Here is a 12,651-nt window from a genome sequence, read left to right on the forward strand (position 1 = left end):
CGTTTCAATTATCTTTTATCTATTCGAGTCGTTACACGATCACCAATCCACTGAATCAAAAATACAACTAGTAATACACAAATTGTCGCAACGATTGTTACATCGTTATTACCGCGCTGGAATCCTTCTAAATAAGCAAGTGTCCCCAGTCCACCAGCGCCGACAACACCAGCCATTGCTGTATAACCTACAAGCGCAATTGTCGTTACTGTAATACCTGATACTAATGCTGGTAATGCTTCCGGAATCAATACCTTCAAAATGATTGTGCTTGTTTTTGCCCCCATCGCTTTTGAAGCTTCAATTACACCTTTATCAATTTCACGAAGTGCAATTTCAACCATTCTTGCGTAAAACGGTGCTGCGCCGATAATTAAAGCTGGCAATGTTGCACTTGCTCCAAGGATTGTTCCAAGAAGAATCTTTGTAAACGGGATTAATAAAATAATTAAAATGATGAATGGTATAGAACGGAAAATGTTCACAAACGCCCCAATCACCGTATGAACTGCTTTGTTCTCCCATAAATTATCTTTCGCTGTCATAAAGAGTAACAGTCCTAAAATAAGTCCTAAAACAAATGTGGCAAACGCTGCGATTGCCGTCATATATAACGTTTCACCTGTTGCTTCTAACATTTGATTCCAATCAACATTTGCGAGTAACTTATCCATGTGCAATCACCTCCAGCTCTACTTGATCTTGATGTATTCCGTCAATTGCTTGCTGGATCGCTGTTTCCTCACCGTTTAAATGAACGACTAAACTACCGTAAGAGCCGTTATTCGTTTGTGCGATATTCCCTTGCAAAATGCTAACTTCTAGATCATCTCGTTTCATTAGCCTTTGAAGTACTGGACGTTCTACCGCTTCACCAATAAACTGCAAGCGAATTACTTTTCCATCCGGATACTTTTCTATTAAGCTTTCAATCGTTTCATTTGTATCTTCTGAATCAGTTAACTGTTGTACAAATCGTTTTGTAATCTCTTGCTGTGGATTACGGAACACATCTAGTACAGGGCCAGTCTCTACAATTTTCCCTTTCTCCATTACAGCAACTCGATTACAAATCTTTCGAATGACATGCATCTCATGTGTAATTAATACAATTGTTAAACCGAGACGCTTATTAATATCTAATAATAAATCTAAAATTTGATCCGTCGTTTCTGGATCAAGAGCTGACGTCGCTTCGTCGCATAAAAGTACTTGAGGATTGTTAGCTAACGCTCTTGCAATCCCGACTCTTTGTTTTTGTCCACCACTTAGCTGGGATGGATACGCTTCTCCTCTTCCTTCTAATCCAACAAGCCGAATTAGTTCTTCTACACGCCTTCCTCTCTCTGCCTTATCCACACCCGCAATTTCTAGTGGAAAAGCGATATTTTCACGTACAGTTCGTGACCAAAGTAAGTTGAAATGCTGAAAAATCATCCCAATTTCTTGGCGTGCCTTGCGAAGCTCATTTCCAGTAATCGCTGAAATAACACGATTCGCAATTGTAATCTGTCCGGAAGTTGGTTTCTCTAACTGATTAAACAATCGGATTAACGAACTCTTTCCAGCACCACTATATCCGATAACACCAAAGATCTCACCTTTTTCTATCTTTAAATTGGCGTTATCTACAGCAGTGACATCACCGCTTTTTGACCTATATATTTTCTTAACATTCTCTAATAAAATCATGATGTTCACCCCTTTTTTAATAAAAAGCGCAAGCGGCTTCTTTTAGATTTACTCCGCAATTTTTTATTTTTAATGCGTGTAATCTATCGCTATAGCTCCTCTTATTATTTGAATGTCCTCCTCATTCAAACAACAAAAAAACCTTTCTGCTTTAGATGAGCAGAAAGGTTTATATGCGTATATAACAACATTATCCCTCTCTCTCATCTCTCAAAGCATTTGCTTTGCAGGAATTGGCACCATTTCAACATAAGTTGACGGTTGCCGGGCTTCACAGGGCACAGTCCCTCCACCTCTCTTGATAAGAGAAATCAGATTGAATTTTCGTCTGATTTAAAATTTATGAAATTGTCTATATTTTATGACTTGAATTGTATCAATATACAAACACTGTGTCAACAGAAATTTTCATAAAAAATGAAACTTCAGAATTTTAAGCCCCCACTGACATCGGTTTACATATATGAAACATCGATTCAACTAGTAACATCGTTCGATATGTTCCGGAATATTGCACACGCCCATCGTTCATTAACGTCTGCAACCTTACATTTCCGTTCACCAATCGTTCTACATCCTCTTCGTCTAAACAAACGATTTGTTCCGTTCCTCTTTCCTCTTTCAAAAGCTCTATATAATCTTTTGAAATTTGCAATGAACAATATTCATCTCCATAGCGAAAATTAACAGTTCTTTCTCCTTGTCTTAAAAGTGGTTCCAAATGATATTGACCATTAGCGTAATTTACAAATGATTGCAGCAAAGAATATAATTTCACCTTAAATCACATCCTTCATATCACTTTCTACTACATACCATTCCCTCTTACTAAAGAGCAATCCTGTTACTTTCGCTCGACAAATACTGTATCTATCACGCATCTCGACATATTTCCCAAGAAATATGTCGAGGCGGCAAAAACTTTGCCGCCTACTTTAATTCCGTATATAAATATTCAACCGAATGAAATGCATATATTTTCTTCTCAAGTGTCCCATTTTCAAATACAAGCAAACAAGGTACACTTTCTATCCCATACTCTCTCGCTAAATGCGGAGCATAATTTAAATCCAACATCCCAATTTTCAGATTCTCTATCGTCATCTCAACAACAGTTAACATCTTCTTGGCTAATTGGCATGTTCCACACATTGGTGTATATACATATAACACTGTTCTTTCTTCGTTTTCTATTAGGGCTATAGCTTCGGCTCCTGTCCAGTCAATCACTTCTATCATTCCTTACCGTAAATATTCTGTATAAACGTCAATGTCAGCTCCCCATAATACATTCGCCAAATGGGAAGATGGCGCAGTTGCCACTTCTCGATACGAGCGATCAATATAAATATGCTCTGCTTGTGGAAATTCTTTACGAAATTGTTTTCTTAACTTTTCCCCTGCATCATCAGCATCCACTAATACATACACATCTTTATCAAAAAACTGATCAATGAGCTCATCCATCTTCGACAAACCAATTGTACCATTTGTACAAACAATTTCCACCGGTTCACGAATAATAGATTCAATCTTTCTTCTGTCTGATTTACCTTCTACAATAATGACTTTTTCTACATAAATCATATGTCATCACCCGATCACCATATACTATACAACCTTTAACTTAGTATATAGTATATTCGTTATTTTCATGTTGTTTCCTGTTTATTTTTGCAAAAGAAAAGCGGAACCGGCTCGCTTAGAACAAGAGGGCATTGGAACTCCTGAACTAGAGGCGCTTTTTGCCTCAAGTGAAGGAGTGAAATGACCGACTGTTCTAGCCGCTGGAGCTGGACAATGAAAAGCGGAGGCGGCTCGTCCAGATTGTGAGGGGGATGGAGCTTCTGACGTAGAGGCGCTTTTTGCCTCGCAGGAAGAAGCGAAGCCACCGAACAATCTAGCCACCGGAGCTGGATCATAAAGAAAAGCGGAGGCGACTGTTTAGCCCTGTTGGCTAAGGTTCTTTCGCACAGATGGCGCTTTTTGCCTTCTGGTGCGGAAGGTTCTTAGACATGAAGGACTAGGGGGCGGAGCTGGACAATGAAAAGCACAAGCAGCTCGTTCAAACTGTGAGGGAAATAAAATCCAAAATGAAAAGGACAGCACAAAGGCTGTCCTTTTCATTTCGACTAAAATTAGTCTTGGTTTGTCATTTCTGCATATTTCTCTGCAGTTAATAACTTCTCTACTTGACTTGCATCAGAAAGTTCAACTTTAACCATCCATGCACCTTCGTATGGAGAATCGTTAACAAGTTCTGGTTGGTCACTTAATTCTTCGTTTACTGCTACAACTTTACCACTTACAGGTGCGTATAATTCAGAAACTGTTTTAACAGATTCTACGCTTCCGAATGGCTCGTCAGCTTCAATTGTTGCACCTACTTCAGGGAGTTCAACGAATACGATATCGCCTAACTCACTTTGTGCAAAATGAGTGATACCGATAACAACTTCATTACCTTCAGTTTTTACCCATTCGTGTTCTTCAGAGTAACGTAAATTATTTGGAATGCTCATGACTGTACCTCCAGTGAATGTATTAATTATGTAAAAATACCTTATTGGTACTTTTTCCACACACTTTCAAACTGCTCTTCGTTAAAACCAAGTGTTACATTCGTTCCATTTGTTACAATTGGACGTTTGATTAACATGCCATCAGATGCTAAAAGCTCATACATTTCGTCTTCGCTCGCATCCTTTAACTTATCTTTTAAGTCAAGTTCGCGGTAACGCATTCCACTTGTATTAAAGAATTTTTTTAATGGCAATTCACTTTTTGCATGTAAATTACGTAAATCTTCTTTTGACGGTGGATTTTCAACAATATGAATCATCTCATATGCTACATCGTTTGCCTCAAACCATTTTTTTGCTTTTTGACATGTGCCACACTTTGGATATGAATAAAATGTTACTGCCATAAATTCACCTACTTTTTTTACTAACCTTCACCTTTATCATATAGAAAACGTTTTATTATTTCAAACGATTATTCTCCAAACTTTAACTTATTTCGCTACAATTTTCGTTAATCCTGCAAATTTTTCTCATTTTTCCGCCATTTTAAGAGAATCCATATATATATAAATTATTTTTTCACCATTCATTTTGTATAATTTAAAACGAACATATATATTAAACAAATGTTTATTTAAATCAAAAAAATCTCTTTTTCTCATTCATTACACCGAACATACATCTTAAACAAACGTTTATTTAAATCACGGAGGCTATTATGAAAATTTTTTTCAAATGGGCATTCATAACGATGGCAACCCTTTTCGTTGTTTCCATTTCTATAAAACAACAACAAGATAGCGTGATTAAGACGACCATTGATTGGTTAGAAAAACAATAAGGGAACTCCAACCTTGGAGCCCCCTCATTATCTACTCAAATAATCCGATATCGTTTGAAACACTAATATATACATATTGTGAATACTTTGATCAGAAACAGTGTCATTATATAAACCAATCCCCCATTGCTGTCCTTCACGGCTTCCCATATTTACAAACCCTTGCGTATACATCATAGCCCTACTTGTCGGGGCATTATCATAATCTAACTCTTTTTCCGTAAAAATCAAATCTGGTCTATCCTTTAAACCGATAAAAAACACTGGTTTCTTTAACGATAAAAATAAGTCTGTATACTGTTCTTTAGACGCTTCTTGAAAGTGTTCTTTCATAACGAAGAATCCATCAACTTCCTCCGATTTCTCCTTCATTTCATCTAACTTTACACTTACAAATTTTATATTTCTAAACGTATCTTTCGGTTTTTCACCGATAACCCCAATTACGAGAGCTCTCCCGCTATACTCTAAGGGAGGTGGTGCATCTTTATTTCTCGCACACCCAGCTCCTACTAAGCATAAAAATATAAGAAACAAAAAACTGAATGAACGCTTCATCAATCATCCCTCTCCTTTTTCAGGTCAAGTGACAAAAATGTAAGGTAAATTCAAGAAAATGCAAGTAAAATCGATAGCCTAATTAGATTTTCTATATTATAATCAATTGAATTTACTTACATTACTAAAACATAGGAGATTATCATGAAAAAATTTAAACTTTCATCATTTCTTCCATTAAGTTATATACTTCTACTCGTACTCGTAAGTCCTCTTTATGATGTATTAAATAAATCTAATGTTCACGCTGTAGACGTTACAACAATGGTTGATGATTGGATTCCATTTGTAAAAGCATTTATTGTTCCTTATTTACTTTGGTTTCCATATTTATACGGTGCACTTATTTATTTCTGCTTTGCAGACCGCAAACAATACTATGTAACTTTAAGTAGTGTCATCCTTGGAAAGCTTGCATGTTTTTCTATTTATTATTTTTGGCAAACTACTGTACCACGTCCGGCCGTTGTCGGGACGGATATGTTCTCCAACCTCGTTCGCTATATTTATAGTATCGATCAACCGGTAAACTGCTTCCCTAGCATTCACGTTCTCACGACATTTGTCATTATGTTAGCTGCCTATAAGCGTAGAGAACAGCACTGGTGGGAATATTATATCCTTACTTTCTTTGGTACACTTATTATTTTATCTACATTATTCACGAAGCAACACGCATTCGTAGATGCTGTTTCTGGTATGCTACTCGCAAACATACTATACTTTGGCGTTCAGCTATTATTAGTAAATAAAAACGAAACTGTTACGGTTCCAATAAAACAAAATCATAAAATGTAAATAAAAAGCAGACTGTAGCTTCTTCAGTCTGCTTTTATCTATATAAAGGAGATTTTGGGATTAAGATTGTGGCACAGTCATATCGCCTGAATGAATACGACCGGCTTTTTTCAGCATCATGTAAAGTATATAAGAAACAGCTACTGGAATGACGATATAAGTAATCACCATCGCCGGGACAACACCCCATCCTTGGCTGGAAATTAAATTAATTGGTGCAATAAGAGAGCTTAATCCAAGGCCTGCAATTTCTTTCCCCGCTTCCAATTGGAAGATTAGAGCTGATACTGGGCCTACTATAGCGCTGGCGACGACAGTTGGGACGAGAATCATTGGATTTTTAGTAATGTTTGGCAGCTGTACTTTCGGAGTACAAAGAGCCTGGGCTAATATGCCACCTAAATTATTTTCTTTTGCTGAGATAACAGAGAATCCGATAAACTGAGCAACACATCCTGCAAGTGCTGCACCTCCTGCAACGCCATCTAAGCTAAGTGCTATCGCTAAAGCTGCGGATGAAGCTGGTGAGATAAGTAACAGTCCCCAAACGACAGCAATGACGATAGAAGCGATCAATGGGCTACCAGCTGAGCTATCTTTAATAAATGCTCCAATCGCATTTAAAACAGGGCTAATATTTTGAGCTAACCAAATACCGACTAAACCGGAACCTAATATTGCTGCAAATGGAACGAGCATCATATCTAAAGCTGTTTTACCACTTAATCGTTTACCGATATAGACTGCTAAAGTCGCTGTTAACAACGCACCGATTGGCTCACCTGTTTTTATAATAAGACCGGCTTCAGTAATGGAGATTGAGCCTGCGCCAATCGCTCCCGCTACCATCGCTGAGAAAATTACAAGCCCGTTTGCACCAAGCATAAAGGCAATCCCAGCTCCAATTGCAGGGGCCATAAGTGATTTTGCAACCACCCCAATTGTAATAAGCATTGGAATATCAACAATTCTTCCTATATTTTCGATCAGTAAACCAATTCCAAGGGAAACGAAAATACCTTGTGCAATTCCGGCAGATCCTTTGAACACACGAGACATAATATATTCCTTCATTTGTTTCACCTTCTCCTATTAGTTAATAGCCAATTGTTTTCATATAATCGCGTAAAATATCGTTTGATTTCGCGAAGCGGCTTTCTTCATCTTCTGATAAGTTTAGTTCTACAACTTCTCTTACACCATCTCTAGTAATAATTGCTGGTACACCTGTACAAATATCATATTCGCCATATTCACCGTCTAAAATAGCTGAAACTGCAATTACACGATGATCATCATTAAAAATAGATCGTGCAATATAAGCTAGCGAGTTTCCAATTCCGTAATAAGTAGTTCCTTTACGTTTGTAAATTTCCCATCCAGCTTTTGCAGTCTTCTCAACAATTTCATCTAAATCTATTTCACCAAGGCGTTCTTTTTGCTCCTCTAAAATTTGCAAGATGGGTTTTCCACCAACTGTTATGTGAGACCAAGCCACCATTTGGGAATCACCGTGTTCTCCTAATGAATACCCATGAATACTGCGAGGGTCTACGTTTAACATTTCAGATAAAATTGTTCTTAAACGAGAAGAATCTAATGATGTACCCGTACCAAGTACACGATTTCTTGGTACTCCTGATAACTTCCATACTTGGTAAGTAATAATATCAACCGGGTTCGATGCGATTAAGAAAATGCCATCAAATCCGCTTTCCATTACGCCATTCACAACACTTTCCATAATTTTTGCACTTGCTCCTAAAGTGTCTAAACGACTTTGACCTGGTTTTGGTGCTGGTCCTGCTGTAATAATAACAATGTCCATATCTTTACAGTCTTCATAGCTTCCTGCATATACTTTTGTTCTTGTGTTTGTAAAGTTAATACAGTGCGATAAATCCATCGCTTCTCCAACTGCACGTTCATGATTTATGTCAATTAACAATAATTCTTCACAGATTCCTTGATTCACAATGGCATACGCACAACTCGATCCAACTAATCCAGTACCAATAATTGCGATTTTTCTTGTGTTTCTATTCATAGCAATCTCTCCTAATTGATCATATAATCTATGTATTTTGTTCTTTACACTCTTAATTATAGAGATTTGCACTATAGAAACCATGGATAGTTTGTGAATCATTGAGCAAACTATGTGACTATTTTGTGAAATGCTCCCTCCTCTTTTCGTCATATTTGTTACAACTGGAAAAATATTTATCATATATTTATTGACATATATAAAATTAAAAACGAGCGACTCCATTCGCTCGTTTTTAATCTCACTATTCCGCACTTAATTGACTTTTTAATTGCTGCACAATCATTGGATTTGCAGGTGCTGCAGGTTTGTAATAACTCTTTTGCTTTGCGTATTCGTACATATTACGTTGACGCGCTTCATCTTGATTACGAATTTGAATTAATGTCTGATGTAACTGCTCGTTATCAGATTGTGCAATGTAATTTGCATAGCTTGTTAAACTCGCATTTAATCCTGCTAAATAATCATTTACCATATCTTTTTCATTCATGTTTTGCTTCCTCCTATCCTAGGAAAGTCATTAATTGTTGCTTTGTATTTCGTGCATCTTGCGCATCCTTCTCAAGCATTTGCTTTAACTGCGGGTCCGTACATGCCTGCGCATACTGTTCCAATTTGTTAATAATCGTCGCATGTCCACCAATTAAATGACGTAAGTTTTCTACTTCAAGCTCGGTTAAATTGTTCATAGAATACTCCTACCTTTCTTTGTTCATTCGTCATTAGTATTTGGTTCTTTTTGGATTGTATGCATAAAAAAAGTCACAGTATATATATCTTATTTTTCCTAACTAATATGTATGTTTTAATAACCTATATACAAAATTGCATATTGGTTATTATTTTCACATTACTTTTCGTATTCATTGTGATCTATAGCTTTCTGTTAACTTAAATAAAAATCATTAGTTAAAGGAGAAATGAACATGAAAACCATGACTTCCTTACAGAAATCCAGAAAAACTATGAACCTAATCCAAGCCAAGATGCTCTAGTCTTTACTTTATTCGCCTTCTTATTAGCGATATATACGTTTCTAAAACCTGCAAAGTAATATCATTTAGTAGAAAGAGCCTCTAATAATCTAGAGGCTCTTTCTCGCTAAATTTCGCTCCGCTGCTTCAATCGCTCGTTGCATGTGTAACATAGGATCTCGAATCATCTTCCCATGCCCCGATGCCAATATAGAGGGTTTATATTGCAGTAATTTCCGAGCACTCTCTACTGCCGTTTCCGCATCCCAAGTCCCAAACACAGGAAACGGAAACAGCCACTTCATTTGCCCTGCTACCGCCACTCCTCCTCTAGTTTGAAATGCATCCCCAGCAATTAGTGCATCGTTTCTCGTATCTAAAAATGCCATCGAGCCTGGTGTATGACCTGGTTCTGCAATTGCCAAAAGCGATCCAACCTGATCTCCCTCTTGAAGAAGAATATCTGGAACAGTCTTTATCTTTTTTGACAAGCCCACTTTTATCGGAATGTCTGCTTCTCCCTTTTGTACCGTCATATCTCCCTCAAGCAATTTGGCATCTCTTTTTGAGATATAAAAAGGAATATTAGGAAGTTCGCGCTTCAATCTATCAAGTGCACCTATATGATCATCATGTGCATGAGTTATAATAATATTCGTAATCGGTTTTCCAATTTTTCGAGCCGATTCTAAAATTTTCTTTGCACTAAACGGCAAAGCTGCATCAATTAAAGTTAATCCCTTTTCTTCTTCAACCAAATAACAGTTGATTGGAAATAGATGCGGGAAAAATTCGACTTGATAAACTGTATCCTCTCGTACCATATTCATCCCATGTACCTCCTTTTCAAGCAAATATAACAAAAAGAGCCGTTTACAAATACATATGTAAAACAGCCCTTTTCCATTTAACATTTTCGTTTCAAGGCTCAATCAAAAAAACCAGCAGCCACTATGGCCACCGGTTTCCTCTGATCTATTAAACTGTGTAACGCTCATCTTCTAAAATTTTCGCAGCAATTTCGCGTTTCTTCGGAATTACGTTAAGTGGCGTGTGGCGTGTTAGTTTGCGTAATGATGATAACATCATGCGCAGCATGTCGCCATTTTCAACTGCGATAAGTGTTTCTTTCGCATCTGCTTCGATTTCGTTGAATGCTTCTTGGCAGAATACTTCAGTGTATAACACTTTTTGTTTATTCTTTTCAAGACCAGTTGTTTTAATTGCTTTTTCTGTACGAAGAAGAGCAGATTCCATTGCGTAAAGGTTGCTTACGATGTCAGCGATATTCACAAGAATTTCTTGTTCTTTATCTAATGCTTTACCGTATTTTTGAGCAGCTAAACCAGCTACCATTAAGCCGATTTTCTTCGCGTTATTTACTAAATACTTTTGAAGTGCTAATGGCTCATCGCCTACTTCTTCTGGCATCATCATCATTAACTCTTCTTGTAATTTCTGTGCTTTTTGTAGTAATGGTAATTCACCTTTCATCGCTTTACGTAAGAACGTACCTGGTACGATTAGGCGGTTAATTTCGTTCGTTCCTTCGAAAATACGGTTAATACGAGAATCGCGGTACATTCTTTCAATCTCGTACTCTGCCATAAATCCATAACCACCGTGAATTTGAACACCTTCATCTACTGTATAATCTAATACTTCAGAACCGAATACTTTATTTAAAGAGCACTCGATCGCATATTCAGCGATAGAAGCTGCTACTGCTTTACCGTCTTTCACTTCTTCTTCTGATAATGTGCTCATGCGGCTTTCGAATAAACCTACTGTACGATATACAGAGCTTTCAGCTGCATATGTTTTTGCTGCCATATTCGCAAGTTTCTCTTGAATTAATGGGAAGCGAGCAATTGGTTGTTTGAACTGTTGACGTTGGTTTGCATATTGTGCTGAAATTTCTACTGCACGTTTCGCAGATCCAACTGTACCAACACCTAATTTATAACGACCGATATTTAAAATGTTGAACGCGATAATATGACCTTTACCGATTTCACCAAGTAGATTTTCTTTCGGTACTAATGCATCTTCTAAAATTAACGTACGAGTTGAAGAACATTTAATACCCATTTTCTTCTCTTCAGGGCTTGTAGATACACCAGCATAGTCTTTCTCTACGATAAATGCTGAGAAGTGCTCGCCATCTATTTTTGCGTATACAACAAATACGTCAGCGAATGCAGAGTTTGTAATCCATTGTTTTTCACCGTTTAATACGTAATGTGTACCTTCTGCATTTAGGCGTGCAGTTGTTTTTGCTCCTAATGCGTCAGATCCTGAACCTGGCTCAGTTAATGCGTATGCAGCTAATTTTTCACCAGTTGCAAGTAGTGGTAAATATTTTTTCTTTTGCTCTTCGTTACCGAATAATACGATTGGTAACGATCCGATACCAACGTGAGCACCGTGAGTAATTGCAAAACCACCAGCGCGAGAGAATTTCTCTGCGATTAATGCTGAGCTTACTTTATCAAGGCCGATTCCGCCGTACTCTTCTGGTACGTCAGCGCCTAACAAACCAAGTTCACCAGCTTCTTTTAAAAGACGCACAGAACGATCGAACTCGTGTTGCTCTAGATATTCAAGCTCTGGAAGAACTTCATTTACGATAAAATCCTCTGTCGTTTTTGCAATCATTTTATGCTCAGATGAAAAATCTTCTGGCGTAAACACTTGATCAATCGTAATCTCATCTACTAAAAAGCTACCGCCTTTAACTGCATTTCCCATTGTTTTTTCCATGAAAATTTCCTCCTTCATATTTTCATAAGCCGTTTCTCTCATTTCAAAAGAAGCTAGCTTTCCCTTTTATTTTTTATAGCCCTTTGTTGCTTTTATTCTTTTTATACAATCTAGTTCCAGCGGCTAGAACAGTCGGCCGTTTCGCCCCTTCCTGTGAGGCAAAAAACGCCTCTTCGTCAGGGTCTCCAACTTCCTCTTGTTCTGAACGAGCCACTTCCACCTTTTTATACAATCTAGTTCCAGCGGCTAGAACAGTCGGCCGTTTCGCCCCTTCCTGTGAGGCAAAAAACGCCTCTTCGTCAGGGTCTCCAACTTCCTCTTGTTCTGAACGAGCCACCTCCACTTTTTATACAATCCAGTTCCAGCGGCTAGAATGTTCGGTGGCTTCACTTCTTCCTCCGAGGCAAAAAGCGCCTCTACGTCTGAAGTTCCATCCCCCTCACATTCTGA

The 12,651-nt window shown here is 37.7% G+C and carries 17 protein-coding genes and 1 riboswitch; of the genes, 2 read left to right on the forward strand and 15 right to left on the reverse strand.

Annotation, left to right across the window (positions count from 1 at the left end; genetic code table 11):
• Positions 1–8 precede the first annotated feature (8 nt).
• From DJ93_RS10470 to DJ93_RS10505, 7 genes are all read right to left on the reverse strand, one after another.
• On the reverse strand, positions 9–674 hold the full coding sequence (locus tag DJ93_RS10470; RefSeq protein WP_042980702.1) for a methionine ABC transporter permease: 666 nt from the start codon (positions 672–674) through the stop codon (positions 9–11).
• Positions 667–1,692: a methionine ABC transporter ATP-binding protein gene (locus DJ93_RS10475; RefSeq protein ID WP_042980703.1), complete on the reverse strand. Its 1,026-nt coding sequence runs from the start codon at positions 1,690–1,692 to the stop codon at positions 667–669. The genes DJ93_RS10470 and DJ93_RS10475 overlap by 8 nt, the downstream gene beginning before the upstream one ends.
• 200 nt (positions 1,693–1,892) lie before the next feature.
• A riboswitch (SAM riboswitch) is annotated at positions 1,893–2,000 on the reverse strand.
• Between the two features lie 125 nt (positions 2,001–2,125).
• Positions 2,126–2,470, reverse strand: coding sequence for a hypothetical protein (locus tag DJ93_RS10480; protein ID WP_042980705.1), 345 nt, complete (start codon positions 2,468–2,470; stop codon positions 2,126–2,128).
• Between the two features lie 152 nt (positions 2,471–2,622).
• Positions 2,623–2,931 (reverse strand): thioredoxin family protein, encoded by a 309-nt coding sequence (locus tag DJ93_RS10485; RefSeq protein WP_080743433.1) that lies wholly within the window; start codon positions 2,929–2,931, stop codon positions 2,623–2,625.
• Between the two features lie 3 nt (positions 2,932–2,934).
• The gene (locus DJ93_RS10490; RefSeq protein ID WP_000640865.1) at positions 2,935–3,279 is read right to left on the reverse strand and encodes a toprim domain-containing protein; all 345 of its coding nucleotides are present in this window, start codon (positions 3,277–3,279) and stop codon (positions 2,935–2,937) included.
• 551 nt (positions 3,280–3,830) lie between these two features.
• Positions 3,831–4,214 (reverse strand): glycine cleavage system protein GcvH, encoded by a 384-nt coding sequence (gene gcvH, locus DJ93_RS10500; RefSeq protein ID WP_042980708.1) that lies wholly within the window; start codon positions 4,212–4,214, stop codon positions 3,831–3,833.
• A gap of 41 nt (positions 4,215–4,255) precedes the next feature.
• Positions 4,256–4,621, reverse strand: coding sequence for an arsenate reductase family protein (locus DJ93_RS10505; protein ID WP_042980710.1), 366 nt, complete (start codon positions 4,619–4,621; stop codon positions 4,256–4,258).
• Between the two features lie 314 nt (positions 4,622–4,935).
• Between DJ93_RS10505 and DJ93_RS34385 the strand changes: the two genes are divergently transcribed.
• Positions 4,936–5,058: a hypothetical protein gene (locus DJ93_RS34385; RefSeq protein WP_259300211.1), complete on the forward strand. Its 123-nt coding sequence runs from the start codon at positions 4,936–4,938 to the stop codon at positions 5,056–5,058.
• A 27-nt stretch (positions 5,059–5,085) separates the two neighbouring features.
• Here the strand turns inward: DJ93_RS34385 and DJ93_RS10510 are convergent, their stop codons facing one another.
• On the reverse strand, positions 5,086–5,616 hold the full coding sequence (locus DJ93_RS10510) for a lipoprotein (RefSeq protein ID WP_042980713.1): 531 nt from the start codon (positions 5,614–5,616) through the stop codon (positions 5,086–5,088).
• Between the two features lie 144 nt (positions 5,617–5,760).
• Between DJ93_RS10510 and DJ93_RS10515 the strand changes: the two genes are divergently transcribed.
• Positions 5,761–6,414, forward strand: a complete 654-nt coding sequence (locus DJ93_RS10515) for a phosphatase PAP2 family protein (protein ID WP_042980714.1) — start codon at positions 5,761–5,763, stop codon at positions 6,412–6,414.
• A 60-nt stretch (positions 6,415–6,474) separates the two neighbouring features.
• On the opposite strand, the gene DJ93_RS10520 is transcribed toward DJ93_RS10515, so the two are convergent.
• The 7 genes from DJ93_RS10520 to DJ93_RS33180 form a co-directional block, all read right to left on the reverse strand.
• Positions 6,475–7,488, reverse strand: coding sequence for a PTS sugar transporter subunit IIC (locus DJ93_RS10520; RefSeq protein WP_042980717.1), 1,014 nt, complete (start codon positions 7,486–7,488; stop codon positions 6,475–6,477).
• Between the two features lie 22 nt (positions 7,489–7,510).
• Positions 7,511–8,461 carry an L-lactate dehydrogenase gene (locus tag DJ93_RS10525; protein WP_042980719.1) on the reverse strand — a complete coding sequence of 317 codons (951 nt, stop codon included), beginning with the start codon at positions 8,459–8,461 and terminating at the stop codon, positions 7,511–7,513.
• 244 nt (positions 8,462–8,705) lie between these two features.
• Positions 8,706–8,954 (reverse strand): spore coat protein, encoded by a 249-nt coding sequence (locus DJ93_RS10530; protein WP_001002981.1) that lies wholly within the window; start codon positions 8,952–8,954, stop codon positions 8,706–8,708.
• Positions 8,955–8,967: 13 nt separating this feature from the next.
• Complete coding sequence (locus tag DJ93_RS10535; protein WP_042980720.1) at positions 8,968–9,153, reverse strand: hypothetical protein; 186 nt, start codon at positions 9,151–9,153, stop codon at positions 8,968–8,970.
• 395 nt (positions 9,154–9,548) lie between these two features.
• Positions 9,549–10,262 carry an MBL fold metallo-hydrolase gene (locus DJ93_RS10540; RefSeq protein WP_374937169.1) on the reverse strand — a complete coding sequence of 238 codons (714 nt, stop codon included), beginning with the start codon at positions 10,260–10,262 and terminating at the stop codon, positions 9,549–9,551.
• A gap of 154 nt (positions 10,263–10,416) precedes the next feature.
• Complete coding sequence (locus tag DJ93_RS10545; protein ID WP_042980723.1) at positions 10,417–12,201, reverse strand: acyl-CoA dehydrogenase family protein; 1,785 nt, start codon at positions 12,199–12,201, stop codon at positions 10,417–10,419.
• Positions 12,202–12,274: 73 nt separating this feature from the next.
• The gene (locus tag DJ93_RS33180; RefSeq protein WP_080743434.1) at positions 12,275–12,538 is read right to left on the reverse strand and encodes a hypothetical protein; all 264 of its coding nucleotides are present in this window, start codon (positions 12,536–12,538) and stop codon (positions 12,275–12,277) included.
• Between the last annotated feature and the right edge of the window lie 113 nt (positions 12,539–12,651).

Source organism: Bacillus clarus, from assembly GCF_000746925.1.
Classification (GTDB): Bacteria; Bacillota; Bacilli; order Bacillales; family Bacillaceae_G; genus Bacillus_A; species Bacillus_A clarus.